This window comes from Bradyrhizobium sp. 63_E2_N1_3, from assembly GCF_052076005.1.
Lineage (GTDB): Bacteria > Pseudomonadota > Alphaproteobacteria > Rhizobiales > Xanthobacteraceae > Bradyrhizobium > Bradyrhizobium barranii.
In genome coordinates this window covers 6,559,486-6,585,366 of record NZ_CP197235.1, presented here as the reverse complement: position 1 = coordinate 6,585,366, position 25,881 = coordinate 6,559,486, and the positions used below count along the sequence as shown (strand labels likewise).

Below are 25,881 nucleotides of genomic sequence, written 5' to 3'. Positions count from 1 at the left end.
CACGCTATCCTCCGGTCGTGTCCGGAAAGCTGCTCTTTCGCGGCAACAGGATCGTGAACTCCGTGAACGCGCCGGGCTCTGTCGTGACGTCGATCGTGCCGCCGTGCTGCTTCACGATGATGTCGTGGCTCATCGACAGCCCGAGACCGGTACCTTCGCCGGCCGGCTTGGTGGTGAAGAACGGATTAAACATCTTCGCCTTCACGTCTTCCGGAATGCCGGTGCCGTTGTCGCGGATGCGGATCTCGATGCTGTCGCCGCGGTCGCGGGTCGCGGCGATCACCACCGGCTCGTAACCGGCGGCGCCGCTGCCCATCTGGCGCCTGGTCACCGCATAGAACCCGTTCGAGATCAGGTTCAAAAGCACCCGGGAAATCTCCTGCGGAAACACCTCCGCCGAACCTGCCGCCGGGTCGAGCTCGCTCTTCATCGTCACGTCGAAGAGCGGCTTCTCGGCACGCGCGCCGTGATAGGCGAGGTTGAGGCTCTCCTCGACCAGGGCGTTGATGTCGCTCAGCCGGTGCTCGCCGCCGCCCTCGCGCGAATGCAGCAGCATGTTCTTGACGATGGAATCGGCCCGCCTTCCGTGCTGCACGATCTTTCCAAGATTGTCTCTCAGCAGCCCCGTCAGCTCGTCGACCTCCGCGCGCAGATCGTCGGCGAGCGGGACGGGCGCAAGCACCTCGTTCAGCTCGTCGGTCAGCTCGGCCGAGAGCGATGCAAAATTGTTGACGAAGTTGAGCGGGTTCTTGATCTCGTGCGCAATTCCGGCGGTGAGCTGGCCGAGCGAGGCCAGCTTTTCGGTCTGGACCAGGCGGTCTTGCGCCGCGCGCAAATCGTCGAGCGATCTGGCGAGCTCCCGCGTGCGGTCCTGCACCTCGTTGAACAGGCGGGTGTTCTCGACCGCGATCACGGCCTGGTCGGCAAAGGTCTTGAGCAGGCTGATCGCCTTGTCCGGGAAAGGCCCGGCCTCGCGGCGCGTCACGCCGATGGTTCCGATCGCAATGCCGTCGCGCAGCATCGGAATCACGAGGATGCTGCGATAGCCTCGCGTCCGCGCCAGCTCCCGCATCGCCTCCGTGAGGTCGGGCTCGTTCTGCATGTCGCTGCGGAAGGCGTATTCACCACTCGTCGCCACCCGGCTGTGAATGCCCGATGCCGCAAGCGGCGCCGGGAACGAGCTACGCAGCTCCGCGTTGCCGGCCTCGTTGTCGGTGGTGAAGGCGGCCAGATGCAGCATGCCGTTGAAGACGCGGGTGACGGTGGAGGAATGTCCGCCGACCAGCGCCTTGGCACTGTCGGAGATGGCCTGGAACACCGGCGTGACGTCGGCCGGCGAGGCCGCGATCACCTTGAGGATGTCGGCGGTCGCGGTCTGCCGTTCCAGCGCTTCCCTGGTGGCGTTGAACAGGCTGACATTCTTGACCGCGATCACCGCCTGGTCGGCGAAGGTCTGCAGCAGCCGCACATGATGCTCGGCGAATGTGCCGGTCGTCCGCCGCGTGGCGATGATGACGCCTTTGGCCTCGCCCTCGCTCATCAGCGGCGTGAACAGCATGCTGCGAAAGCCGCGGGCGCGCGCGATGTCGCGTGCCGCCGGCTCGAGCTCGGTATCCGGCAGCTGCGCCGATTCACCATGGGCCGTGAGCTGGTACGCCGGGAACTGCGCGAACGGCACCGGAAACGAGGCCTGGAGCACGCGGTCGCCGGCTGGATCGCCCGGCGTGAATGCCACGAGGTGCGCGGCGCCGTCGACATAGCGCAGCACGGCGGTGGAGAAGCCGCCGATCAGCCGGTTGGCGTTGGCGGCGACGGCGTCGAACACCGGCTGCACGTCGGAGGGCGAACTCGCCAGCACTTTCAGAATGTCGGCGGTCGCGGTCTGCCGTTCCAGTGATTCCCGCGTCTCGTTGAACAGGCGCGCGTTCTCGATCGCGATCGCGGCCTGGTCGGCAAAGCTCTGTTGCAGCGCCATCTCGTCATCGGTGAAGGGCGCGAGGCGGTCGCGGTAGACGATCAGCGCGCCGATCGCCTTCCCTTCAAGCCGCAGCGGCGAGCCGGACATCGAACGCGTGCCGGCGGCGCGAGCGTGAGGCATGCCGGGCCAGTCGGCGATGGCCGGATCGACATTGTCGAGATCGGGGACATGAACCTGCCGGTTCTCGGCCACGATGGTGCCGGGCATGTTGCGGCCGCCGATCTTGAGCTGGGCGAGCGGCACGCCGGCGCCGACGCGCATGGAGCTGTCACCGACACGGATCACCCTGGACCACCCGTCGCCTTCCGCAATGTGAATGGTGGCGCTCGGCGCGCCGAACAGATGCATGGTCGCTTCCGCGATCTGTTGCAGCGAGCCCTCAGCATCGCCCGAGGAGTTGGCGATGGTGCGCAGGATCTCCATGCTGGCGTTCTGGCGGTCGCGCGCAATGGCAAGCTCGGCCTGCAGGCGGGCATTCTCGGCCGCTTGGGATCGCAATTGCCGTTCGAGCTCGGCGGCCTTGTCCTGGGGAGGCGCGGTCATTGATAATCCGGCTAAGCGCCGCGACGTACGCGGTACCAAGCCCGATTATCACATCTCCTGCGGCCGGAGCCAGCGCCCACAGCCTTGTGGCCGCCTCAAGTCCCTGGCCGCGACACCTCGGTCTCCTTGCTGGTGATGAACTCCAGCAGCACCGGCACGCCTTCCTTCGTCTTCTGGATGCCGCGCTTGATCGCGGGGATGATGTCCTCCGGCCTCGTCACCCGCTCGCCATGACCGCCAAAGGCGCGCGCCATCGCGGCATAGTCGCCGGAAATGTCGGTCGAGCGATATTTCTCGGTCGAGATCGGCATCACCTTCAACTCGATCGCCATCGAGAAATTGTTGAGCAGGATCGACATGATCGGGATGCGCTCGCGCACCGCGGTCTCGAAATCCATACCGGTGAACCCGATGGCGGCGTCGCCCCAGACATTGATGCAGAGCTTGTCGGGCTTTGCGAGTTTTGCGCCCATCGCGAGCCCAAGGCCGTAGCCGAGCTGCGTCGTCTTGCCCCAGCCGAGATAGGTGAGGGGCTCGACCGCCTTCCAGAACGGCGAGAGCTGGTCGCGCGGACTGCCGGCATCATGGGTGATGATGGTGTTCTTGATGTCGACGGTGTGCTGGAGGTCCCAGAGCACGCGATAGGGGCTGAGCGGCGCGTCATTGCTGGTGAGTTTTGGCATCCATTTCGCCAGCCACTCCTTGTGCGAAGCGGCGATCTCGGCAGCGATCGCTGATGCATCGCGATCCTTCGTGACGGTCTTGCCGGTCTCCTCCAGCAGCGCATCGAGCACGAGGCCGGCATCGCCGACGAGGCCGACCTTGGCTTCCACATCCTTGTTGAGATGGTTCGGATCGAGCGTGGAGTGGATGATGGTCTTGCCCTTGGGCATCGCGATGCCGAAACTGGTTTCCGTGAACGAGCAGCCGATGCCGAAGATCACGTCGGCCTCAGCGAGGAATTTCGGGACCGCGCGCGGCACCGCGAGGCCGCCCGAGCCGAGCGACAGAGGATGCGTTTCCGGGAACGATGATTTGCCCCCTAGGCTGGTGGTGACGGGAATGGCGAGCCGCTCGGCGAGCCGCTTCAGTTGCGGCCAGGCCTGCGCGTAGTGCACGCCCTGGCCGGCATAGATCACGGGGCGCTTCGCGTTGACGAGCAGGGCTGCCGCCTCCTTCACATGAACGGGATCGGCGCCGTAGCGCGTGCGCAGCACCGGCGTGTAGTTCAGCGGCTCCGGCACCTCCTCGTTCCACATGTCGGCGGGGATCTCGACAATGACGGGCCCACCGCGGCCGTTCTTGAGCTTGGTGAAGGCACGGCGAAAAATGTTGGTGACCTCGGACGCTAAAATGATCGGCTCGGACGATTTCGAAAACGGCTTCATCGCCTCGCTGGAATTGAAGTTCGGCTCGATATGCGCGAGCCGGCGCTGATAGCCCATCGGCAGCACCAGCACGGGCACGGATTCGCCATAGCATTGCGCAACGCCGCCCATTGCGTTCTCGGCGCCCGGCCCGTGCTGCATGCAGAAGGCGCCGATCGAACGCCCCGACGTCACCCGCGAGATCGCGTCCGCCATATGCACCCCGACGCGTTCCTGCCGCACCATCACGGGCCGGATCTCGGCCTTGGCCGCGTGCTCGATCAGATGGTTGACCGGATAGCCGCAGAGGATTTCGATCCCCTCGCGCTTCATGATTTCCGCAATGGCGGTGCCGAGCTTCATGGCGTCTCTCTCCTCAGGCTTGGCCGGTTGCTCCGGCCGATTGGGGAGAGAGGATCAGGAATTTACAGAAGGGTAAAGCACGGGTGGGCGACGGTCGCGGTAGGTCAGCCATGCAGCGAGCTGCCGTAGCCCGGACGGAGCGACTTGTCCGCCGTAGCTCGAAGAGCGAGGGCGGAAGCGCAATCCGGGCTACAAACGTCCTACTTGCAGTTTTTGCAGATCGTCAGCTTTCGTTTCAACGCCTCATCTTCCTGATCGATCGATGACTGGCCGCCGAGGCCATTTGTATCGGGATTGGACGTGGAATTGGACTTGGCGCCCTTTGCTGCGCGTGACCTCACAGGCGGCGTCACCTGGCTTGAGGCGTCGTTGTCGTCGACGGTGCCTACGCTGAAGCCATCGTAGTCGGCGGCCGGATTAGGCATCGGCGGAGGCCCGCCGATCACAGGGGGCGAAGCCTCCCTGCCGGATGTCGCCGGCGGAATTCTGGAAGTTTTGGCGCTCGCGCGCGGTGGCGATGCATTGGGCGGGGCAAGCGAAACCGGAGGCGCGACCGAAGTCTGTCCTCTCGCGCTGTCGTGCGACCATGCGCCGACAAACATGAGGCTGAGAGCCAAGACCGTCGCGCTTCTCATCCGCATCCTTCAAACAGCTCTGGTCCAATGATTGAGCATGGCCCGTCGAACCACGCCGGGCCGAAGACTATCAGGACTCAAAAGGCCGTCAAAGCGCGGGAGCGCGAGGATGTGGTTGCTCGAAGGACGTTGCGTAGCGTCCGGGACACGATTTTGAGTGCTTTACGGGCCACCCACCGTCATTGCGAGCGCAGCGAGGTAATCCAGAATTCCTCCGCGGGAGGACTCTGGATTGCTTCGCTGCGCTCGCAATGACGAGATCGCGGAGGGAGCATGCGCCGACGGCCGCGCCCGAGCCGGCGCGTGCAGGGACGTCGCCTCAGGCCAGGGCGGCCGTTACGAGGCGGCCGTTACTTCAGCGACGAGCTGATCGAGTTGAACTTGTTGTTGAGGAGCTGGCTGCCCGTGTTGTTCACGACGGTCACGATCGCCAGTGCAATGCCGGCGGCAATCAGGCCGTATTCGATGGCGGTTGCGCCAGTCTCATCGGCAAGGAAAGACCTAAGCAAAGTCATTGCCAACTCCTCTTCATCCGATCCAATGTGTGGCAGCGTCGTTTTCGGACTGGTAAATAGATCGAATAGATTTTTCTGCGCGACGGAAGAATGAAGCCCGGGCGGCGGCGCCTCCGTCACATACGATGGCATCCATTAAATTAAGGTTCCATCGATCCATCCAAATGGATTCAAATCGACCGCCCTCCGCAAGGACGCGCGGAAGCCGCGGTGTCTGTCAGGGCGTGATGGTCGGGCCCGGTGCGGCGGGGAGGCGGCGCTTCAGCACGGTCGCGAGACGGCCGACGAAGTCCTTCATCGTGCCCGGCTGCGGCCGCGGCGCGGTGCTCGCCGCCTGCTCGTGATCAGGCGCGTCGTTCACGATGCTGATGTAGTTCTTTCTGACGTCCTGCTGCACGGGGGCACGCGAACCTTGGCTCGATCGGAGCCGGAACCATGCTGCGCATAAGGGGAACCAACGGTTAATTTTGTCGCCCGTAGGAATACCCTGTCGTGCTGGACACGAGGGCGCCGATTAACGGTTTGTTGAGCCTGTTCGTCACGGTCGGCACGGATGCCTGCCAGGGATGACAACAAAGGACGACAACCAAGGCGCTCATCGGTTGCGGCCGTCCGCATTCAGCGCCCGCAACATCGCGATGCGGGCGAACATCACCCAGCCGCCGCCTGTCTCGGCTGCGTTGATCAACGTCTCGATGGCGGTCTGCCAGTGCACCTCGTGCTGTGCGTCCTCAGGCAGCTGCATGATGTAGTCCGCCGCGTCTTGCAGTGTCAGCAGCTTGCGCTTGTGACTTGCGCGAACGGGATCGTCGAACGCCGTCGACCAGGGCATGTCAGGCCGGCCGATCGGCGAGGGGAGACATCACGGCGCGATTGCAGACGCGGATTGCGTCTAACCGGCCTTCTTCGCCCGCGCCGGCTTGTCGGCCTTCTTCGGGGGCGCTTCCTTGGCTGCTGCAGTCTTGCCACCCTTGCCGGTGATCGGCAGCAGCATCTCGCGCTGGCCCTCGACGCGCTTCTTCGGCTTCTTGCCCTTGACGGTCTCCCTGACGGGCTCCTTGGCGGCCTTGGCCGCGGGCGCCATGTCCTTCTCGCTGGCGATGCTCTTCTTCAGCGCGTCCATCAGGTTGATGACGTTGCCGCCGGTCTTCGGCGCGGCCTTCGCCGCGATCGGTGCACCGCTGCGCTTCTTGTTGATGAGGTCGATCAGCGCCGTCTCGTAATGGTCCTCGAACAGCTCGGGCTCGAACGCGCCGGACTTCTTCTCGACGATGTGCTTGGCAAGGTCGAGCATGTCCCTGGTCAGCTTTACGTCCTGAATGTCGTCGAAATATTCCTTCTCGCTGCGGACCTCGTAGGGATAGCGCAGCAGCGTGCCCATCAGGCCGCTCTCGAGCGGCTCCAGCGCGATGATGTGCTCGCGGTTGGTCAGCACGACGCGGCCGATCGCGACCTTGTCCATGCTGCGGATGGTCTCGCGGATCACCGCGAAGGCGTCGTGGCCGACCTTGCCGTCAGGCACGAGATAATAGGGGCGGATCAAATAGCGGCTGTCGATATCGGTCTTCGGCACGAACTCGTCGATCTCGATCGTGTGCGTCGAGTCCAGCGCGATGTCGTCGAGCTCGTCCTTGGTGACCTCGATATAGGTGTCGGTGTCGACCTTGTAGCCCTTGACGATGTCCTCGGAGGTCACCTCGTCGCCGGTCTCGGCGTCGACCTTGAGGTACTTGATCCGGTGGCCGGTCTTGCGGTTGATCTGGTTGAACGAGACCTTCTCGGTATCCGAAGTGGCCGGATACAGCGCGACCGGGCAGGTCACGAGCGACAGACGCAGAAAACCCTTCCAATTGGCGCGGGGGGCCATGGGCTACTCCAAACGCAACGGGGACAGAGGACGAGGATACCATCGGGGAACAACGAATCATAGCAAGGCGGATTGCGGAATCTTGCAACTGCGTTAACCGGCCGCCCGGCGCGGGGTTGCAGCCCGATGCAGCGGCAAAAGCCGGAACATCATATCCAATCACGCGTTGGCTCAAGACATCAGGCCGCGAGGGGGGGCGCGACCACCGCAGCCGACATCCAGAGATTGAGGGCAATATGGCAACCGCGCGAGAGCACGATCAGATCGTCGAAACCGCCACCGAGGCGCGTCAGGGCGAGCCCGGGCCGTCAGTGGCGGCTCTGCTTACCATCTCGACGGGGCTCGCGGTCCTGATCCTTGCCGTCATCTGGTTCGTGTTCTTCCGGACCTGACGGCCGATCGACGGGACGGTTCGGACCTTCCGACTCGTCGCGTAACGCGGCACATTGCGCCCGCCACGCCCGCCGGCTCGTCCGGTGGCTGCCTGGCGGGCGCAGTCGCGTCGGCGCTTGAGAAGCTCTATATGACCAAAAAGTAACGCGGCCGGTTCCCCGTGTTCATATTCAGTTCACGCCGGAATTGCTCATCTCTGGCGATCGATTGTGCAGTCTATTTCTGGAGAGAAGCGTGCGCCTGCTTGTTGTTGAGGACGACCCCGATCTCAATCGGCAGCTCACCAAGGCGCTGACCGACGCCGGCTACGTCGTCGACCGTGCCTTCGACGGCGAGGAGGGGCATTATCTCGGCGATAATGAGCCCTACGATGCCGTTGTGCTCGACATCGGCCTGCCGAAGAAGGACGGCATCTCGGTGCTGGAAGCCTGGCGCCGCAACGGCCGCACCATGCCGGTCCTGATCCTCACCGCGCGCGACCGCTGGAGCGACAAGGTCCAGGGGTTCGATGCCGGCGCCGACGATTACGTGCCGAAGCCGTTCCATCTGGAGGAGGTGCTGGCCCGCATCCGCGCGCTGCTGCGCCGCTCCACCGGCCATGCCCAGAGCGAATTGAGTTGCGGCCCCGTCACGCTCGACACCAGGACCGGACGGGTCAGCGTCTCCGGCAATCCGGTCAAGATGACCTCGCACGAATATCGGCTTCTGGCCTACCTGATGCACCATTCGGGGCGCGTCGTGTCCCGAACCGAGCTGGTCGAGCACCTCTACGACCAGGACTTCGACCGCGACTCCAACACCATCGAGGTCTTCGTCGGCCGCATCCGCAAGAAGCTCGACGTCGACATCATCCAGACCGTCCGCGGCCTCGGCTATCTCCTGACCCCGCCGCCTGCTCCCGGCGCTTGAGGCGTCAGGACTTGACGGCCGGCCGAACAGGGGCCTTGGTCCGGTCATGACGTCCGACGCCCCGCCCCCCTGCGCCTGCCGGGATCCTTCCGATGGCCGCTAGCTCGCTTGCCAACCGCCTGTTCCTGTCGGCGACGGCGTGGCTCGTGGTGATCCTGGCCATCACCGGGGTGGTGCTGTCGTCGGTCTACAAGAGCGCCACCGAGCGCGCCTTCGACCGCCGGCTCAATCTCTATCTGCGCACCCTCATCGCGGAGGTCGCGACGCCCGACGAGCCGCCGGACCGTCAATTCCAGTCGCTCGGCGAGCCCCTGTTCGAGCTGCCGCTGTCGGGCTGGTACTGGCAGATCACGCGGACCGACACCGAAAAGCCGGAGGTGCGCTCCTCGCGCTCGCTCTGGGACAAGAAGCTGCCGAAGCTGGAGGAGCAGGGCACCGAGCTCACCGCTGCCGGCATCCGCCTCGCCTATGTCGACGGGCCCGAGGGACAGAATCTCCGCATGGTGGAGCGGCCGGTCGATCTCGGCGCGGACGGCAAATATCTGGTCAGCGTCGCCGGCGACGACACCGAGATTTTCGACGAGACGCGGAGCTTCGACTACTATCTCGGCGGCACCTTCACCGCGCTCGGCATCGTGCTGCTGCTGACCACGGTGTTCCAGGTGAGGTTCGGTCTCGCGCCGCTCAAGCGCATCTCGGAATCTATCGCCGACATCCGCTCGGGGCGGGCGGAGCGGCTCGAAGGTGAATTCCCGGTCGAGATCGCGCCGTTGGCGCGCGAGACCAACGCGCTGATCGATGCCAATCGCGAGATCGTCGAGCGCGCGCGCACCCATGTCGGCAATCTCGCCCATGCGATCAAGACGCCGCTCTCGGTGATCGTGAATGAGGCCGGCACGCACGCCACCGAGCCGTTCGCAGCCAAGGTGATGGAGCAGGCGGACGTGATGCGCGACCAGCTCGCCCATCATCTGGAGCGCGCGCGCATCGCGGCGCGCGTCTCGGTGGTCGCGACCGTGACGGAGGTCGCACCCGTCATCGAGGCGCTGCGGCGGACCATGGAGAAGATCCATCGCGATCGCGGGATACTGGTCGAGGCGAAGGCCGATCCGTCCGCAAAGTTTCGCGGCGAGCGGCAAGATCTGGAGGAGATGGTCGGCAATCTCGTCGACAATGCCTGCAAATGGGCGGCCTCGCAGGTCTTCATCGAGGTTCTGGTGGAAGCGCCGCACCAGACGGGCGCCGGCCCGCGCCTGCGGATCATCGTCGACGACGATGGCCGCGGACTGTCGGAGGCCGAGCGCGCCCAGGTCTCCCGGCGCGGCCAGCGGCTCGACGAGTCCAAGCCCGGCTCGGGACTCGGCCTGTCCATCGTGACCGACCTCGCCGCGCTCTATGGCGGCAGCCTCTCGCTCGCGGGCGCCCCGACTGGTGGCCTGCGGGCGGAGCTGGTCCTCCCCGGAATATAATCCTTTGTTCCGGCTCGACTATTTGACCGGTCCGGCACCGATCCGGACCAAACCGGAGCTATTTCGCAGCGACTTCCTAAACGGCTTCTTAAGTGGGCCCCATCTATGATCGCGCAGGACGCATCCCACGTCTGCCATTTTATCGTGCATCACCCGGGCGCATGAGCCAGACATCGATCGAGCGGCTGAGGGAATATCTCGCGCAGCTCCCGCCGCAGTCGCAGGCGCTGCTGATGCGGGAGTTCGAGCGCGCGCTCGAGCGCGGCCAGGACACGGCGGTGGCGACGCTCGTGCTCGAGCAGCTGCGCAAGATCGTCCGCAAGACCGAAGTCGACGAGGCTGCGCCGCCGCGCACGGACGATCTGTCGCGGCTGTTGTTCCAGGTGCTGGAACCGTTCCTGGTCGAGACGGGCGCCCCTGTCAGGGTCGGCCAGATCCGCCGCTCCTCATTGCATCCGATCTGGCAATGGCTCGGCCGCGATGGCGCCCCCGACAAGGTCAACGAATTCGAGGCGGCGCTGGCGCGCATGCCGGCTTCAGACAGTGCAGGGCAGGTCGAAGCCCTCGCCGCGAAGCTCCAGGCGGTGGCCGCGGATGCCATCTTCGGGCTGACGGGTCCCGGCGGCGGCGACAAGTCGCGCGCGCTCGCCCGCGTCGGCCCGCCCAACGTGATCGAGGACCTCTATTCGATCGGAGCGGTGCTTCAGGTCCGGGAGGCCATCGCTACGCTGAACGAGAAGCTGCCGCGCTTCCTGCGTGCCTTCGGCGAAGCCCAAATCGCGTCAGTGACTTCCACGCTCAACATCCCCGCGCTCCAGACGCCGCAGATGCTGCCCTTCGCGCTGTCGATGGTTGTGCAGCGGATGACCGCGCCGTGGCAGATCATCCGCCTCGCCATCAAGATTGCCGCGTCCGACGACGAGATCCGCGTCGCGGCGACGCCCTACGGCGTGGCCGTCACGATCGCTTTGCATGATTTGTCCTGCGTTGCCGCGATCCTGCGCATGGACATCAAGCGCGGCCATTTCGAGAACGTCGCCGACAATCTCAAGGCGCTGCATGACGGCGTGCGCGGTCTTCGCACGGAGCTCGATCTGCGCAACGATTCCGTCTGGGGCAAGCAGCTGACCTCGATCCGGGCCGACATCTCCAATGCGCTGCAATCGGAGATCGACAGCGTTCCCGGCCGCGTTCGCCGCATCCTGCGCCAGCGCGCCGAGAAGGACATTCCGCCGGGGGCGCGGATCGACAGCACCGAGGTCGAGGAAACCGCGGCGCTGATCGATTTCGTCGCGACCTGCCGCAACTATGCGAGCGAGCTTGCGATCAACGAGGTGACGCTGCGCACCTATTCCGATCTCCAGCAATATGTCGAACGCTCAACCGAGCAGTTGGTGCAGTCGCTGCGTGCGGCCGATCACAAGGTCCGCACCTATCGGCAGCAGCAGGTGCAGGCCGCGATCCGCTTCTGCCAGGTGCTGTTCGGCGATGATTATGCGTCGCTGATGAGCCGCGCCGCGGAGAACGCGGCCACGGGCGAGCGCAAATCGTCGCGGGCAAGCTGATCAAGCGCATTTTTTTGTGATCACAATTTGTGGTTGACGGTGCCGGTGGCGGGCCCTACGGTCGCCGTGCAAGATTTTGGAATTTCTATCTGTGGGCGCATGAAACCCCTTATCAGCTCCATCGAAATTGAAAACCGCGTCATTGTCGCCAAGTATCAGAGGCTGATGGTTGGCGCGAAGGTGGTGCTGATCGAGAAGGCAAGCGGCCGGCAACTGCCTGAGACCGTCACCAGGGTTGCATCGCCCGTTCCCGTCGGGGCGTTGCGCATCAAATTGCCTGAAGCAATCGAGCCGGGAACATACTTCCTGAGGGCCTTCAACGGGCACGGCGAGGACGCGGCTCAAAGCGCGGACTTCGAGATCCGTTAAGCCGTTGGATTTTCACAGTTTCGGGACTGTGTGCGGTCGCGCCGAATTGACAATTGTCAATTGCCGCATCGTCCGGCCGTGGTGTAAAGCCACCTATGGGCGCGGTTCGCGCGCCGCCGGAAGCTTGCCAGATGACGCTATGGTTCGTGTTCGCGCTGATGACGGTCGCGGCGATTTTCGCCGTGCTTCTGCCGCTCGGCCGCAGCGGACGCGCGCAAAATCAGGGGAGCGAGGTCGCGGTCTACAAGGACCAGTTGGCCGAGATCGAGCGTGATCTCGCCGCAGGACTGATCGCCGCGCCGGAAGCCGAGGCCGCACGTGTCGAGATCAGCCGCAGGCTGCTTGCCGCGGCCGGGAGCGAGCCGGTATCGGAACCGACATCGAGCCTCAAATGGCGCCGCGCGGCGGCTGTGCTGGCGCTTGCCGGCCTGCCGCTCATTGCGATCGGCGTCTACATGCCGCTCGGCTCGCCCAGGCTTCAGGACTTTCCCCTGGCGCAGCGGGAGCGCGGGGCCGGGTCCGGCATGGCGCTCGAGAATCTCGTCGTGCAGGTCGAGCAGCATCTGGACAAGAATCCGACCGACGGGCGCGGCTGGAACGTGCTCGCGCCGGTGCTGGTGCGGCTCGGCCGCTTCGACGATGCGGTGCGCGCCTATCGCAACTCGCTCACCTACAATGGCGAGAGTTCGGAGCGCCGGGCCGATCTCGGCGAGGCGATCGCGGCTGCTGCCGGCGGTGTGGTGACCGCCGAGGCCAAGACCGAATTCGAGCGCGCGCGTGGCCTGAACGCGGACGATCCCAAGGCGAACTATTTCCTCGGGCTTGCCGCCGAGCAGGATGGCCGCAAGGACGATGCCGCCAACATCTGGCGCGCACTGCTGGCGAAAGCGCCGGCGGATGCGCCGTGGCGTCCTCTGGTGCAGACCTCGTTGGCGCGGGTCGGCGGCGGTGGCGCTACGATGCCGGCGCTGTCTGACGAGACGATCGCAGCCTCCAAGGACATGAACGAGGGCGATCGCAACGCGATGGTGCGCGGCATGGTCGAACGCCTGGCCACCCGGCTGAAGCAGAACGGCGATGATGTCGAGGGTTGGCTGCGCCTGGTGCGCGCCTATCTCGTGATGGGCGATCGTGACAGGGCAATGGGCGCTTCGACCGACGCCCGACAGGCGGTCGCCAACGACGCCGCGCGGCTGCGCCAGCTCAACGAAGGCCTCAAGACTCTCGGGCTCGACGGATGACGATGTCGGGACGAGGCGAGCGGAGAACGGATACGCGATGACGCGCAAGCAGCGACGTATGACCATCATCGGCGGCTCCCTCGCGGTGCTCGCGCTTGCAGCCGCGCTGGTGCTCAACGCTCTGCGCGACTCCATCGTGTTCTTCTCGACGCCGACGATGGTCGCCGAAAAGCACGTCGAGCCCGGCAAGCGGTTTCGTCTCGGCGGCCTGGTGCAGCCCGGCTCGCTCCAGCGCGGCGATAATCTCGCCGTGACCTTCGAGGTTGCGGACGGCGGCGCCAAGCTGCCGGTCGCCTACAAGGGCATCCTGCCCGACCTGTTCCGGGAAGGGCAGGGCGTGGTCGCCGAAGGCGCGCTCGACGCCAATGGCGTGTTCAAGGCCGACACCGTGCTCGCCAAGCACGATGAGACCTACATGCCCAAGGAAGTCGCCGATGCCCTGAAGAAGCAGGGGCATTGGAAGGACGATTACGGCGCCAAGGCTTCTGATAGCGTCAAGCCCGCGGCGACGACCGCGCAGGGCAACCCGCAGGGAGCAGTGCGTTGATCGCGGAATCCGGACACTACGCGCTGGTGCTAGCCCTTGGCCTGGCGCTGATCCAGTCCATCGTGCCGCTGATCGGTGCGCGCTTGCGCGATGACGCGCTGATGAACGTGGCGCGCTCCGCCGCGCTGGCGCAGCTGCTGTTCGTCGGTGCGTCGTTCATCGCGCTCGTGATGCTTCACGTGAATTCGGATTTCTCCGTCGCCAACGTCTACGAGAACTCCCATTCGATGAAGCCGCTGATCTACAAGATCACCGGCGTGTGGGGGAACCATGAAGGCTCGATGCTGCTGTGGGTCTCGATCCTGGCGCTGTTCGGCGGAATGGTCGCCGCCTTCGGCAACAATCTGCCGCTGTCGCTGCGCGCGCATGTGCTGGCCGTGCAGGCGTGGATCGCCAGCGCCTTCTATCTCTTCATCCTGGTGACATCGAATCCGTTCCTGCGCATCGCCAATCCGCCGATCGAGGGACGCGATCTCAATCCGGTGCTCCAGGACATCGGCCTCGCCGTGCATCCGCCGATGCTCTATCTCGGCTATGTCGGCTTCTCGATCTCGTTCTCCTTCGCCATCGCGGCGCTGATGGAGGGGCGGATCGACGCGGCCTGGGCGCGCTGGGTGCGGCCGTGGACGCTGGTGGCCTGGATCTTCCTGACCCTCGGCATCGCGATGGGGTCGTACTGGGCCTATTACGAGCTCGGCTGGGGCGGCTGGTGGTTCTGGGATCCGGTCGAGAACGCCTCGCTGATGCCGTGGCTCGCCGGCACGGCGCTGCTGCACTCGGCGCTGGTGATGGAGAAGCGCAACGCGCTGAAGGTCTGGACCATCCTGCTGTCGATCCTGACCTTCTCGCTGTCGCTGCTCGGCACCTTCCTGGTGCGTTCGGGCGTCATCACCTCCGTGCACGCTTTCGCCACCGATCCGACGCGCGGCGTGTTCATCCTGCTGATCCTCTGCCTGTTCATCGGCGGCAGCCTGTCGCTGTTCGCAGGGCGCGCGACCTCGTTGAAGCAGGGCGGCCTGTTCGCGCCGATCTCGCGCGAGGGCGCGCTGGTCTTGAACAATCTGCTGCTCAGCGTAGCCTGCGCGGTCGTGCTGTTCGGCACGCTCTATCCGCTGGCGATGGAAGCGCTCGACTTCAAGATGTCGGTCGGCGCGCCCTTCTACAATCTCACCTTCGTCCCGCTGTTCGCGCTGCTGCTGCTCGTGGTGCCGTTCGGGCCGATGCTGGCGTGGAAGCGCGGCGATCTGCTCGGCGTCACCCAGCGGCTGCTTGCGGCGGGCGTTGCCGCGCTCGTTGTGATCGCCATCGTCTGGGCCTGGACCCGTGGTGGCAGTGCGCTGGCACCATTGGCAATTGGGCTTGGAGTCTTCGTCATCGCCGGTGCCGTGACCGATCTGTCCGAACGGACCGGTTTGTTCCGCCTGCCGTTCGCAACGACGCTGCACCGGGCCCGCGGCCTGCCGCGTTCGGCCTGGGGTTCTGTGTTTGCCCATGCGGGCCTCGGCGTCGCGCTGATCGGGATCGTCTGCGAGACCACCTGGAACAGCGAGTATATCGCGACCATGAAGCAGAACGACGTTGCACACGTCGCCGGCTATGATCTCAAGCTCGACGGCCTGTCCCAGCGTCAGGGGCCGAACTTCCGCGAGATGATCGCCGAGTTCAACGTCAGCCGCGACGGTGAGAAGATCAGCGTCATGACGCCGTCCAAGCGCAACTTCACGACGCGCGGGTCCTCGACCACCGAGGCCGCATTGCTGACGCGCGGCGCGAGCCAGCTCTACGTTTCTCTCGGCGACGCGACTGCCGATGGCGCCATTGCGGTGCGCATCTATCACAAGCCGCTGGTGCTGCTGATCTGGTGGGGACCGGTGCTCATGGCCTTTGGCGGCATGCTGTCGCTGTCCGATCGGCGCCTGCGGGTCGGCGCACCGAAGCCGGCGCGGGCCAAGCAGCGCCTTCAGCCGGCGGAGTGATCCGATGCGGCGGATGATGGTCACGATCGTTGCGCTCACGCTGCTGGCTTTGCCCGCCGCCCACGCCGTGCAGCCCGACGAGATCATGTCGGATCCCGCGAAGGAGGTGCGCGCCCGCGACCTATCGCGCGAGCTGCGCTGCATGGTCTGCCAGAACCAGTCGATCGACGATTCCGACGCGCCGCTGGCGCGCGATCTGCGGCTGCTGGTGCGCGAGCGGATCGCTGCCGGCGACAGCAATTCGCAGGTGCTCGACTTCCTGGTCGCGCGCTATGGCGAGTTCGTGCTGCTCAAGCCGCGCTTCGAGCGGCAGACCGTGTTGTTGTGGCTGCTCGCGCCGCTGCTGCTGATCGGCGGCGGCCTGGCGCTCTGGCTGCAAATCCGCCGGCGCGCGCGAAGCGGTGCAGACCTACCAGCTCCGCCGCTCACGCCCGAGGAAGAGGCTCGGCTCGCAGCCTTGATGTCGGACGAGACGAAGTCGTCCTAGCGACTTCAAGTCGTCCCGGCCTACGTAATGATACGTAGGCCGTCTGCGGCCGCGTGTTTCATGCTCTGTTGACCTTTGTCTGGAAGCTTGTCGCGAAATTCGATTCCAGATTTTTGAGTCCTCAGCCGATGTTCACGAACAGCAATCTGACGATCCGCTTCCTGGTCGGCGCCGTCGTCGCTGCATTATTGTTCCTGCTGGGCATCGGCGGCGGCACCGGCTTCGTCGCGGTGCTCTACCTCAACAACGAGATCACCAGCCTGTCGTCGGATTTCGCCGCGCTCAGCGGCCCCGCGCGCGAGCATGCAATGCTGATCTACCAGCAGGCGCAGGCGGCATTCTCCTATTTCCTGATCGCCTGCGGCGTGATCGCGGTGGTCGCTGTCGCGATCTGCCTCACCACCTGGTTCGCTGTGCGCAACGGCATCCTCAATCCGCTGGCGGCGATTGTGCACGCCATGCGTGAGGTCGCCGATCAGAAATTCGAGACGCCTGTTCCGGGTCTCGGCGGTACCAACGAGATCGGCCTGCTCGCCGGCGCACTGGAAGTGTTCAAGACCAACGGCTTGGAGCGGCGGCGCCTCACCGAGCAGCAATTACACGAAGCGCAGCATCAGGCCGAGCGGTCGAAATTCCTGGACGCCCGGATCAAGCGCTTCAACGATCTCGTTGCCAGCGTGGTCGACAGCGTGGCGTCCTCGGCCGCGCACCTGAAGAGCAATGCCGAAACGCTGTCACGTACGGCCAACGACACGAGCTCCAAGGCCAATGCAGTCGCGAGCGCGGCGAACCAGGCCAGCGCCAGCGTGCAGATCGTCGCGGGCTCGGCCGAGGAGATGACGAACTCGATCGGCACGATCAGCCGCCGCGTCACCGACGCGACGCAGCGTGCCGAAGGCGCGGCGACGCAGGCCGAGAAGAGCCGCGACACCATCCACACGCTGTCGGATGCCGCCGACAAGATCGGCGAGGTCGTGCAGCTCGTGCAGGCGATCGCCTCGCAGACCAACCTGCTGGCGCTCAACGCCACCATCGAGGCGGCGCGGGCAGGGGACGCCGGCAAGGGTTTTGCCGTGGTTGCCTCCGAAGTGAAGAGCCTCGCGCACCAGACCAGCAAGGCGACGGAGGAGATCACCTCGCACGTCGCCAGCATCCAGGGCATCACCGCGGAGACGCGCGGCGCGATCGACGGCATCTCGAAGACGCTGTCGGAGATCTCGTCGATCATGTCGGGCATCGAGGTCGACACCGCCCAGCAGCGCAACGCCACGCAGGACATCACCCGCAGCGCGCAGGATGCCGCGCATGGAACGCTGGACGTCTCCAACCACATCGTCCAGATCACCTCGACGTCGGCGGAGACCGGCCGCATGGCGGCCGAAGCGCGCGATTCCGCCGTCGATCTGTCGCAGCAGGCCAAAACCCTGAAGCGTGAAGTCGACGAATTCATCGTCAGCGTGAGGGCGAGCTGATCTCGCCAAAGGCGTGTTCGACGCTCGTCAGGGGAACTCGATTAAGTTCCTGTAAGGCCACGACTTTCGGCGTGCGATAAACTGCCGCAACGGCGCGACCCTTCATTACAAAAGTTTAACCCCGCCGCCAGCGCACGGTAAGGCGGGAGCCCCCATCTTCATGTCCGTAACGTGCTGCCATCCGGCACCGAAAGAATTCAAGGCCTTGGAGATTCCTGCATGACCGACCGTCCCGACCTTACGAACCTTCCGTCCTACCGGCCGCCCCGCCGGTCGGTTTTCTCCGCGCGCAGGATCGCGCTGATGGCTTCGGTCGTCGCTGGCCTCGGGATTGCCGTCCACGGCTTCAGCCCGTCGACCTCGCCGAGCGAGCTGTTCTCCAGCCCGGCGCATGCGCAGGTCAACAACGAGGTCCGGAAGGTTGAGCGTCCGGTCGGATTCGCCGACATCGTCGAGCGCGTGAAACCGTCGGTGATCTCGGTGAAGGTCAACATCAAGGAGAAGACCGCAAGCAACGACGATGGCGACGATTCCTCCTCGCCGTTCCAGCCGGGCTCGCCGATGGAGCGGTTCTTCCGCCGCTTCGGCGGTCCGGATGGTTTCCCGGGCCAGAAGGGTGGCCGCGGCCGCGTCGTGCAGGGCCAGGGCTCCGGCTTCTTCATCTCCGCCGACGGTTTTGCCGTGACCAACAACCACGTGGTCGACGGCGCCGACAAGGTCGAGGTCACGACCGACGACGGCAAGACCTATACCGCCAAGGTGATCGGCACCGACCAGCGCACTGACCTCGCCCTCATCAAGGTCGAGGGCAGCTCGAACTTCCCGTTCGCCAAGCTCGCCGACAGCAAGCCGCGGATCGGCGACTGGGTGCTCGCGGTCGGCAATCCCTTCGGCCTCGGCGGTACCGTGACTGCGGGCATCGTGTCGGCCAGCGGCCGCGACATCGGCAACGGTCCCTATGACGATTTCATCCAGATCGATGCGCCCGTGAACAAGGGCAATTCCGGTGGTCCCGCTTTCGACACCAACGGCGAGGTGATGGGCGTCAATACCGCGATCTACTCGCCCTCCGGCGGCAGCGTCGGCATCGCGTTCTCGATTCCCGCGAGCACCGTGAAGAGCGTGGTGGCCCAGCTCAAGGACAAGGGCTCGGTCAGCCGCGGCTGGATCGGCGTCCAGATCCAGCCGGTGACGTCCGATATCGCCGACAGCCTCGGCATGAAGAAGGCTGAAGGTGCGCTGGTGGCGGAGCCGCAGGCGAACGGTCCGGCGGCGAAGGCCGGCATCGAGTCCGGCGACGTGATCACCTCGGTCAACGGCGAATCCGTCAAGGATGCCCGCGAGCTTGCCCGTACCATCGGCGGCATGGCGCCCGGCGCGACCGTGAAGCTCAACGTGTTGCACAAGGGCCAGGACAAGGTCGTGAACCTCACCCTCGGCCAGCTGCCGAACACGATCGAGGCCAAGGCCGACACCGACAAGGATAGCGGCAAGGGTGCGAGCCGTGGCACCGACGTGCCCAAGCTCGGCATGACCGTCGCGCCCGCCGACTCCGTCGCCGGCGCCGGCAAGGAAGGTGTCGTGGTCACCGAAGTCGATCCGAAGAGCGCCGCGGCCGAACGCGGCTTCAAGGAAGGCGACGTCATTCTCGAAGTCGGCGGCAAGAGCGTGAGCACCGCCGGCGAAGTCCGCGACGCCATCAACACGGCGCGGACCGACAACAAGAACAGCGTCCTGATGCGCGTGAAGAGCGGCGGCCAGTCGCGCTTCGTCGCCGTGCCCATCGCCAAGGGCTAAGCCGTCAGGAGGTCTACGAGATGAGGGGTGTCGCCGGCATCAGTCGCCCCCGCCGCCGACGCCCTTCGGGGGAGCAGCGTAAGGCCCGCTCCCCCAGCCTACCTTCCGGTGGAATTACGCCCCCCTCCGTCGGAAGGCCTAGGGCGGTGAGGTCCCCCCAGCTTCACCGCCCGCCTTTTTGCCTACCCAAGTCCCGTTTGCTTGGCTTGCATGCGATTGCCGCTCGCGCCATGTTCAGAGAAGGTTGACCCCCTTGACCGCCGCCGAACGCACGATGCGCCTCCTCATCATCGAAGACGACCGCGAATCCGCCGACTATCTCGTGAAGGCGTTTCGTGAAGTCGGACACATTGCCGACCACGCCGCCGACGGCGAGGAAGGCCTCGCCATGGCCGAGAGCGGCGATTACGACGTGCTGGTGGTCGACCGCATGCTGCCCAAGCGTGACGGCCTGTCCCTGATCGGCGCGTTGCGCGACAAGGGCGACTCGTCGCCGGTGCTGATTCTCTCCGCGCTCGGGCAGGTCGACGATCGCATCAAGGGTCTGCGCGCCGGCGGCGACGACTATCTGCCGAAGCCTTATTCCTTTGCCGAGCTGCTGGCCCGGGTCGAAGTGCTGTCACGGCGCCGCGGCGGTCCGGCCGAGGACACGCTCTACCGCGTCGGCGATCTCGAGCTCGACCGGCTGTCCCATCGCGTCGCCCGCGGCAAGGACGAGCTGACGCTCCAGCCGCGCGAATTCCGCCTGCTCGAATACCTCATGAAGCATGCCGGCCAGGTGGTGACGCGCACCATGCTGCTGGAGAACGTCTGGGACTACCATTTCGATCCGCAGACCAACGTGATCGACGTGCACATTTCGCGGCTGCGCTCCAAGATCGACAAGGGTTTTGAGCGGCCGCTGCTGCACACGATCCGCGGCGCCGGATACATGATCCGTGACGGCATTCGGTAAACTCGTCCGCACCACGGCATTCCGGCTGACGCTGGTCTACCTGTTCCTGTTTGCGATTTTCGCGGCCTCGCTGCTCGGCTATTTCGCCTGGAATACGCGGCGGCTGATCACCGAGGAAATCACGCAGACGGTCAATGCCGAGACCTCGGAGATCAACGAGATCTACGGCCGTCGCGGCCTGCGCGGCCTCGTGCTCGCGATCGAGTACCGGGCGCTGCGGCCGGGCGCCAACCTCTATCTCGTGACCACGCCGACCGGGCAGGCGATCGCCGGCAATGTCGGCTCGCTGGCGCCGGGCGTAATGGCGACGCGCGGTTGGTCGGAGACGGCCTACAAGCGGATCGAGGACGCCGACGAGCGCGACCATCGCGCGCTGGTGCGCGTCACCGAGCTCGAAAACGGTTTCCGCCTCCTGATCGGCCGCGACCTCGACGAGCGGCGGCGCCTGTTCGGGATCGTCGCCAAGGCCGCGCAATGGTCGATCCTGATCGTGGTCGTGCTGGGCCTCGGCGGCGGCATCTTCGTCGCGCGCCGCGTGCTCACGCGCATCGATGCGATGACCGGCACCGCGCAGCGCATCATGACCGGCGATCTCAGCGGGCGCCTGCCGGTGGGGCGCAGCGGCGACGAACTCGATCGTCTTGCGGAAAACCTCAATGCGATGCTGGAGCGGATCGAGGCGCTGATGGCGGGGCTGAAGGAAGTCTCCGACAACATCGCCCACGACCTCAAGACGCCACTGACGCGTCTGCGCAACCGCGCCGAGGAGGCGCTGGCGAAATCGGGCAGCGAGACCGATTACCGAGCGGCGCTGGAGCGGACCATCGAGGAATCCGACGGCTTGATCCGCACCTTCAATGCGCTGTTGATGATCGCGCGCGCCGAGTCCGGCCAGGCGCGTGGCAACATGGATGATTTCGACGCCGCCGAAGTCGCGGGCGGCATCCACGAGCTCTACGAGCCGCTGGCCGAGGACGATGGCATGACCTTGAAGGTCAAGGCCGAGCCGACGCCGGTTCACGCCAACCGCGAATTGATCAGCCAGGCGCTCGCCAACCTGGTCGAGAACGCGATCAAGTACGGCAAGCCGGTCGCGCAGACCGGTGGAACCGTGGTCAGCATGGACTCCAGGCAGATCATCATCGAGGCGAGGCGCGAGGGAGACCAGGTGCTGCTCAGCGTCACCGATCGTGGCCCTGGTATCCCCGAAGCCGACCGCAAGCATGTCGTCGAGCGATTCGTGCGGCTTGAAGCCAGCCGCACGCTGCCGGGCTCCGGCCTCGGTCTCAGCCTTGCCGCCGCGGTTGCGACGTTGCATGGCGGAGAATTGCGGCTGGGTGATGCCCAGCCTGGCCTCGTCGCCACGCTGGTGCTCCCGGCGCGCGCCGGCGACAGGGTTGCTCCGCCAATGCAGGATGTGCCACAGAAGGTGGCATGAACCACTCCGCGCCGGGAAACGCGGACAAGACTGGTGAGAGCCTCGCCGCGCGCTTTGCGGAGGCTCCCCATATTGCCGCTTCCACCACCGACGAACGACGTCTTGAAAGCTGGCTGGCCGAGCTCGAGCCGGCGCAATCGGCCCGTCTTGGCGTGTTGCTGGCTCATCCCTTCGCGCGGGATATTCTGGCCGGCATCGCAGAATTCTCGCCCTATTTGTTCGATCTGGTGCGCACTGACCCGCTGCGGCTGATCCGGTTGCTGGAATGCGATCCGGATGCGCATCTCGCCCTGCTGATCGCGGAGGCGAGGGACGCGGTGCTCGCGGCAGGCGACGAAGCCGAGGTGATGCGGCTGCTTCGCAGGATGAAGGCCGAAGCGGCGCTTCTCACTGCGCTGTGCGATATCGGCGGCGTCTGGCCGGTGATGCGGGTGACGGCGGCGCTGACCGATGTCGCGGTATCCTCGGTGCAGGCGGCGCTCCAGTACCAGCTGCGGCAGGAAGCCGCACGTGGGAAGATCCTGCCGCCGAATCCCGAAGCTCCGGAAGAGGGCTGCGGCCTGATCGTGCTCGCGATGGGCAAGATGGGGGCGGGCGAGCTGAACTATTCCAGCGACATCGACCTCATCGTGTTCTTCGATCCCGATGCCACGACGCTCGCACCCGACATCGAGCCGCAGCCGTTCTTCGTGCGGGTGACGCAGGGCGTGGCGCGCATTCTCCAGCAGCGTACCTATGACGGCTACGTCTTCCGCGTCGACCTGCGCCTGCGTCCCGATCCGTCCTCGACGCAAGTGGCGATTTCGCGAGACGCCGCGCTGAACTATTACGAGCGGGAAGGGCGCACCTGGGAGCGTGCTGCGATGATCAAGGCGCGTGCCTGCGCCGGCGATGCCAAAGCGGGCGAGGCGCTGCTCGCCGAAATCGCGCCGTTCGTCTGGCGCAAGCATCTCGACTTCGCCGCGCTTGCCGACGTCCACGACATGAAGCGTCAGATGCAGACCTATCGCGGCCAGAGCGAGATCGCGGTCGAGGGGCACAACGTCAAGGTCGGGCGTGGCGGCATTCGCGAGATCGAATTTTTCGCGCAGACGCAGCAGCTGATCGCCGGCGGTCGCCATCCGGAGTTGCGGGTGCGGCCGACGCTCGCTGCGCTCGATATTCTCGCCACCAGCAACTGGATCACCTTTGCCGCGCGTGACGAGCTGACCATTGCGTATGAATTCCTGCGCCGCGTCGAGCACCGCCTCCAGATGATCGCCGACGAGCAGACCCATGCGTTGCCCGACGACAAGGAGGCGGTCGAGCGCTTTGCGCGCTTCTTTGGCTATCCGGATCGCGAAGCCTTTGCGCGCGACCTGTTGCGGCAGCTCCAGATCGTGCAGGGACATTACGAAAAGCTGTTCGAGGGCGATGACCCGACCGGCACGGCAAAGCTGCCGGCGCTCGACTACAGCGCAGGTCCTGACGATCCGCGCCTGCTGCAATATTTGACGACGCTCGGCTTCAAGAAGCCGGCCGCGCTCGCGCAGACCATACGCGACTGGATCACAGGCGACTACCGCGTGTTCCGCAACGACCAGACGCGAAGCGCTTTCGTCGAATTCGTGCCGGCCCTGATCGACGGCCTCGCGCGGGCCGAGGAGCCGGATCGCGCCGTCGTGGCGTTCGATCAGTTCCTCCAGGCACTCCAGCTTGGCGGGCGGCTGATCACGCTGCTCGGCCAGAACCGCGATCTCGTCGCGCTCGTGGCGCTGGTGCTCGGCGCGGCGCCGCGGCTCGGCGAGATGCTGGCGCGGAAGCCGCAGCTCATGGACGGCCTGATCGATCCCAGATTCTTCGGCGCGATGCCGGACAAGCAGGAATTGTCGGCGCGATTGGCCGCGACGGTGCGCGACGCCGACTCCTATGAGGAATTTCTCGACCGTCTCCGCTTGTTCGGGCAGGAGAGCCTGTTCCTGATCGGCACGCGCATTCTCTCCGGTACTGTCTCGGCGCAGCAGGCCAGCACGGCTTTCGCCGATGTCGCCGAAGGCATCGTCCACACCGTGCACGATCTTGTCGCCGAACGCTTCGCCGCCCAACACGGACGTATCAAGGATCAGGAGACCGCGATCATCGCGATGGGCCGGCTCGGCAGCCGCGAGATGACGGCATCGTCCGATCTCGACCTGATCCTGCTGTACGATTTCGACAGCGACAATCCGGACTCCGACGGGGCCAAATCGCTTCAGGGCGCCCACTACTTCGCGCGCTTCACCCAGCGCCTGATCAGTGCCTTCACCACACGCACCAATTACGGTGTGCTGTACGAGATCGACATGCGGCTGCGCCCGTCGGGACGCGCCGGTCCGGTGGCGTCGAGCCTCGTCTCATTCGCGGACTACCAGGCCAACGAGGCCTGGACCTGGGAGCACATGGCCCTGACCCGCGCCCGCGTGGTATCGGCCTCGGATGAATTCCGTGAGCGGATCGAGCGTATCATCCGCGATGTCCTGACCCGCCGCCGCGATCGGGCGACCATTGCCAACGACGTCGCCGACATGCGGCGCGCCATCGCGCAGGAGAAGGGCGAGAGCGACCATTGGGATCTCAAATACGCTGCAGGCGGCATGGTCGATATCGACTTCATCGCGCAATATCTCCAGCTCGTGCACGCCCATGACAAGCCTGAAATTCTCGACGTCAGCACCCTTCAGGTTCTGGACAACGCCGCCAAGCTCAACGTGCTCCCGCAATCGGAGGCGGAGATCCTTCGCGCGGCGGCGCGGCTCTATCACGACCTGACGCAGATCCTGCGGCTCTGCGTCAGCGACGGCTTCAAGCCCGAGACCGCCGGCACCGACCTTCAGCGCGTGATGGCGCGCGCCGGCGATGCGCCCGACTTCTCGTCGCTGGAGGCGCGCGTGAAGGAAACGCAGAGCGAGGTGAGGCGCGTATTTACGGCGCTGCTGGAAGGGACGTCGTCTGCTTCAGCGAGGTGAGAGCCTCGCGCACGTTCGGCTCCAGGCCTGCGCCGCCCGCGTCGAGATGGGCGAAGATCGCGCGCTTCATCCGGGGATCCCAGAACTTCTTGATGTGGTCGGCGATCCCCGGCACGGCCTTGTCGTGGCCCTGGCTCTTGAAGAAGGTACCGATCTGGTTGGCCATGTAGACGAGGCGGTCAGGCGACGACATCGATAATCTCCTGAGCACGATGAGCCGTAACGCGACTCTGGTGCGTGAATACTTCAAACCCATCGCTGCGGGCAATCGCGATCAACGTGATGCCGGCGGCTTCCGCGGTGCGAACCGCGAGCGCGGTGGGCGCCGAGACGGCGACCAGCACCGGGGCGCCGATTGCGGCCGTCTTCTGCACCATCTCGACCGAGACACGGCTCGTCAGCAGCACCATGCCCACGCTAGCGTCCGTCCGGCTGCGCGCCAGCGAACCTGCGAGCTTGTCTAGCGCGTTATGGCGGCCGACGTCCTCGCGCAGGGCCACAATGCCATTCGATGGCGACCAGAAGGCCGCGGCGTGGACCGCGCGCGTCTGCATGTTGATCGATTGCAGGGGCGCGATCGCCTGTATCGCCGTCATGATCTGTTGCGGCGTGAAGCTGGACCCTGGTGGGACGACGGCCGCAGGCCGCACGGCCTCGGCGATTGAATCGATGCCGCAAATGCCGCAGCCGGTCGGGCCGGCAATGTGCCGCCGCCGCTCGCTGATGCGCGCGGCATCTTCCGACGCCAGCCACATGCGCAGCTCGATGCCGTCGTCGAGGCGGACCACTTCGAGCGACTTGATGTCGTCGACCGACCTGATGATGCCTTCGTCCAGGCTGAAGCCGACCGCAAAATCCTCGAGGTTCTGCGGCGTCCCCATCATGACGGCATAGCTGCCGCCGTTATAGGTCAGCGCCAGCGGCGTCTCCTCCGGGATCAGGCGCGTGCCTTCGGACGCGGCACCGTCGCGCCAGATCTCGCGGTCGATGGCCTGGACCGGCACGTGCATG

Annotated in this window: 22 protein-coding genes and 1 pseudogene; 14 read left to right on the top strand and 9 right to left on the bottom strand. The window is 65.4% G+C overall.

Annotated elements, in window-relative coordinates:
• Positions 1 to 4: 4 nt before the first annotated feature.
• The 7 genes and pseudogenes from AB7531_RS31425 to ku form a co-directional block, all read right to left on the bottom strand.
• Positions 5 to 2,521 (bottom strand): GAF domain-containing protein, encoded by a 2,517-nt coding sequence (locus AB7531_RS31425; RefSeq protein ID WP_063984554.1) that lies wholly within the window; start codon positions 2,519 to 2,521, stop codon positions 5 to 7.
• 95 nt (positions 2,522 to 2,616) lie between these two features.
• A pseudogene (locus tag AB7531_RS31420) lies at positions 2,617 to 4,260 on the bottom strand (thiamine pyrophosphate-requiring protein); the annotation flags it as partial.
• A gap of 191 nt (positions 4,261 to 4,451) precedes the next feature.
• On the bottom strand, positions 4,452 to 4,886 hold the full coding sequence (locus tag AB7531_RS31415; RefSeq protein WP_231144432.1) for a hypothetical protein: 435 nt from the start codon (positions 4,884 to 4,886) through the stop codon (positions 4,452 to 4,454).
• A 350-nt stretch (positions 4,887 to 5,236) separates the two neighbouring features.
• Complete coding sequence (locus tag AB7531_RS31410) at positions 5,237 to 5,401, bottom strand: Flp family type IVb pilin (RefSeq protein WP_014496710.1); 165 nt, start codon at positions 5,399 to 5,401, stop codon at positions 5,237 to 5,239.
• 217 nt (positions 5,402 to 5,618) lie between these two features.
• Entirely contained in the window at positions 5,619 to 5,798 is a 180-nt protein-coding gene (locus AB7531_RS31405) for a hypothetical protein (protein ID WP_028149907.1), read from the bottom strand.
• Positions 5,799 to 5,996: 198 nt separating this feature from the next.
• Positions 5,997 to 6,233, bottom strand: a complete 237-nt coding sequence (locus tag AB7531_RS31400; RefSeq protein ID WP_063984551.1) for a hypothetical protein — start codon at positions 6,231 to 6,233, stop codon at positions 5,997 to 5,999.
• A 60-nt stretch (positions 6,234 to 6,293) separates the two neighbouring features.
• The gene (gene ku / locus AB7531_RS31395; RefSeq protein ID WP_063984550.1) at positions 6,294 to 7,268 is read right to left on the bottom strand and encodes a non-homologous end joining protein Ku; all 975 of its coding nucleotides are present in this window, start codon (positions 7,266 to 7,268) and stop codon (positions 6,294 to 6,296) included.
• 236 nt (positions 7,269 to 7,504) lie between these two features.
• Between ku and AB7531_RS31390 the strand changes: the two genes are divergently transcribed.
• From AB7531_RS31390 to AB7531_RS31325, 14 genes are all read left to right on the top strand, one after another.
• Positions 7,505 to 7,660: a hypothetical protein gene (locus AB7531_RS31390; protein WP_187387765.1), complete on the top strand. Its 156-nt coding sequence runs from the start codon at positions 7,505 to 7,507 to the stop codon at positions 7,658 to 7,660.
• 235 nt (positions 7,661 to 7,895) lie between these two features.
• Positions 7,896 to 8,570: a response regulator transcription factor gene (locus AB7531_RS31385; protein ID WP_014496705.1), complete on the top strand. Its 675-nt coding sequence runs from the start codon at positions 7,896 to 7,898 to the stop codon at positions 8,568 to 8,570.
• 92 nt (positions 8,571 to 8,662) lie between these two features.
• On the top strand, positions 8,663 to 10,039 hold the full coding sequence (locus tag AB7531_RS31380) for a sensor histidine kinase (RefSeq protein ID WP_063984549.1): 1,377 nt from the start codon (positions 8,663 to 8,665) through the stop codon (positions 10,037 to 10,039).
• Positions 10,040 to 10,200: 161 nt separating this feature from the next.
• Positions 10,201 to 11,604 carry a hypothetical protein gene (locus AB7531_RS31375; RefSeq protein ID WP_063984548.1) on the top strand — a complete coding sequence of 468 codons (1,404 nt, stop codon included), beginning with the start codon at positions 10,201 to 10,203 and terminating at the stop codon, positions 11,602 to 11,604.
• Positions 11,605 to 11,703: 99 nt separating this feature from the next.
• Positions 11,704 to 11,973 (top strand): hypothetical protein, encoded by a 270-nt coding sequence (locus tag AB7531_RS31370; protein ID WP_028149902.1) that lies wholly within the window; start codon positions 11,704 to 11,706, stop codon positions 11,971 to 11,973.
• Between the two features lie 131 nt (positions 11,974 to 12,104).
• Positions 12,105 to 13,214 (top strand): c-type cytochrome biogenesis protein CcmI, encoded by a 1,110-nt coding sequence (ccmI, locus tag AB7531_RS31365; RefSeq protein ID WP_063986548.1) that lies wholly within the window; start codon positions 12,105 to 12,107, stop codon positions 13,212 to 13,214.
• A 37-nt stretch (positions 13,215 to 13,251) separates the two neighbouring features.
• Positions 13,252 to 13,761 (top strand): cytochrome c maturation protein CcmE, encoded by a 510-nt coding sequence (gene ccmE / locus AB7531_RS31360; protein ID WP_063984547.1) that lies wholly within the window; start codon positions 13,252 to 13,254, stop codon positions 13,759 to 13,761.
• Positions 13,758 to 15,737: a heme lyase CcmF/NrfE family subunit gene (locus AB7531_RS31355; protein WP_063984546.1), complete on the top strand. Its 1,980-nt coding sequence runs from the start codon at positions 13,758 to 13,760 to the stop codon at positions 15,735 to 15,737. Before ccmE ends, AB7531_RS31355 begins: the two co-directional genes overlap by 4 nt.
• A gap of 4 nt (positions 15,738 to 15,741) precedes the next feature.
• Positions 15,742 to 16,224: a cytochrome c-type biogenesis protein gene (locus tag AB7531_RS31350; RefSeq protein WP_063984545.1), complete on the top strand. Its 483-nt coding sequence runs from the start codon at positions 15,742 to 15,744 to the stop codon at positions 16,222 to 16,224.
• Positions 16,225 to 16,352: 128 nt separating this feature from the next.
• A complete protein-coding gene (locus tag AB7531_RS31345; protein WP_063984544.1) occupies positions 16,353 to 17,696 on the top strand; it encodes a methyl-accepting chemotaxis protein in 1,344 nt (447 codons plus the stop codon).
• Between the two features lie 219 nt (positions 17,697 to 17,915).
• Entirely contained in the window at positions 17,916 to 19,493 is a 1,578-nt protein-coding gene (locus AB7531_RS31340) for a Do family serine endopeptidase (RefSeq protein ID WP_028149896.1), read from the top strand.
• A gap of 274 nt (positions 19,494 to 19,767) precedes the next feature.
• Positions 19,768 to 20,448, top strand: coding sequence for a response regulator transcription factor (locus tag AB7531_RS31335; protein ID WP_063986547.1), 681 nt, complete (start codon positions 19,768 to 19,770; stop codon positions 20,446 to 20,448).
• The gene (locus AB7531_RS31330) at positions 20,432 to 21,886 is read left to right on the top strand and encodes a sensor histidine kinase (protein ID WP_063984542.1); all 1,455 of its coding nucleotides are present in this window, start codon (positions 20,432 to 20,434) and stop codon (positions 21,884 to 21,886) included. The genes AB7531_RS31335 and AB7531_RS31330 overlap by 17 nt, the downstream gene beginning before the upstream one ends.
• Complete coding sequence (locus AB7531_RS31325) at positions 21,883 to 24,870, top strand: bifunctional [glutamine synthetase] adenylyltransferase/[glutamine synthetase]-adenylyl-L-tyrosine phosphorylase (protein WP_063984541.1); 2,988 nt, start codon at positions 21,883 to 21,885, stop codon at positions 24,868 to 24,870. The genes AB7531_RS31330 and AB7531_RS31325 overlap by 4 nt, the downstream gene beginning before the upstream one ends.
• On the opposite strand, the gene AB7531_RS31320 is transcribed toward AB7531_RS31325, so the two are convergent.
• Both AB7531_RS31320 and fdhD read right to left on the bottom strand, forming a co-directional pair.
• A complete protein-coding gene (locus AB7531_RS31320; protein WP_028151503.1) occupies positions 24,827 to 25,063 on the bottom strand; it encodes a formate dehydrogenase subunit delta in 237 nt (78 codons plus the stop codon). The genes AB7531_RS31325 and AB7531_RS31320 overlap by 44 nt on opposite strands.
• Positions 25,050 to 25,880, bottom strand: a complete 831-nt coding sequence (fdhD, locus tag AB7531_RS31315; RefSeq protein ID WP_063984540.1) for a formate dehydrogenase accessory sulfurtransferase FdhD — start codon at positions 25,878 to 25,880, stop codon at positions 25,050 to 25,052. The genes AB7531_RS31320 and fdhD overlap by 14 nt, the downstream gene beginning before the upstream one ends.
• Position 25,881: the final 1 nt, after the last annotated feature.

Coding starts and splice junctions, on each gene's coding strand:
- AB7531_RS31425 (WP_063984554.1), bottom strand. CDS start 2,521: ATGACCGCGCCTCCCCAGGACAAGGCCGCCGAGCTCGAACGGCAATTG.
- AB7531_RS31415 (WP_231144432.1), bottom strand. CDS start 4,886: ATGAGAAGCGCGACGGTCTTGGCTCTCAGCCTCATGTTTGTCGGCGCA.
- AB7531_RS31410 (WP_014496710.1), bottom strand. CDS start 5,401: ATGACTTTGCTTAGGTCTTTCCTTGCCGATGAGACTGGCGCAACCGCC.
- AB7531_RS31400 (WP_063984551.1), bottom strand. CDS start 6,233: ATGCCCTGGTCGACGGCGTTCGACGATCCCGTTCGCGCAAGTCACAAG.
- ku (WP_063984550.1), bottom strand. CDS start 7,268: ATGGCCCCCCGCGCCAATTGGAAGGGTTTTCTGCGTCTGTCGCTCGTG.
- AB7531_RS31390 (WP_187387765.1), top strand. CDS start 7,505: ATGGCAACCGCGCGAGAGCACGATCAGATCGTCGAAACCGCCACCGAG.
- AB7531_RS31380 (WP_063984549.1), top strand. CDS start 8,663: ATGGCCGCTAGCTCGCTTGCCAACCGCCTGTTCCTGTCGGCGACGGCG.
- AB7531_RS31375 (WP_063984548.1), top strand. CDS start 10,201: ATGAGCCAGACATCGATCGAGCGGCTGAGGGAATATCTCGCGCAGCTC.
- AB7531_RS31370 (WP_028149902.1), top strand. CDS start 11,704: ATGAAACCCCTTATCAGCTCCATCGAAATTGAAAACCGCGTCATTGTC.
- ccmI (WP_063986548.1), top strand. CDS start 12,105: ATGACGCTATGGTTCGTGTTCGCGCTGATGACGGTCGCGGCGATTTTC.
- ccmE (WP_063984547.1), top strand. CDS start 13,252: ATGACGCGCAAGCAGCGACGTATGACCATCATCGGCGGCTCCCTCGCG.
- AB7531_RS31350 (WP_063984545.1), top strand. CDS start 15,742: ATGCGGCGGATGATGGTCACGATCGTTGCGCTCACGCTGCTGGCTTTG.
- AB7531_RS31345 (WP_063984544.1), top strand. CDS start 16,353: ATGTTCACGAACAGCAATCTGACGATCCGCTTCCTGGTCGGCGCCGTC.
- AB7531_RS31340 (WP_028149896.1), top strand. CDS start 17,916: ATGACCGACCGTCCCGACCTTACGAACCTTCCGTCCTACCGGCCGCCC.
- AB7531_RS31335 (WP_063986547.1), top strand. CDS start 19,768: ATGCGCCTCCTCATCATCGAAGACGACCGCGAATCCGCCGACTATCTC.
- AB7531_RS31325 (WP_063984541.1), top strand. CDS start 21,883: ATGAACCACTCCGCGCCGGGAAACGCGGACAAGACTGGTGAGAGCCTC.
- AB7531_RS31320 (WP_028151503.1), bottom strand. CDS start 25,063: ATGTCGTCGCCTGACCGCCTCGTCTACATGGCCAACCAGATCGGTACC.
- fdhD (WP_063984540.1), bottom strand. CDS start 25,880: ATGCACGTGCCGGTCCAGGCCATCGACCGCGAGATCTGGCGCGACGGT.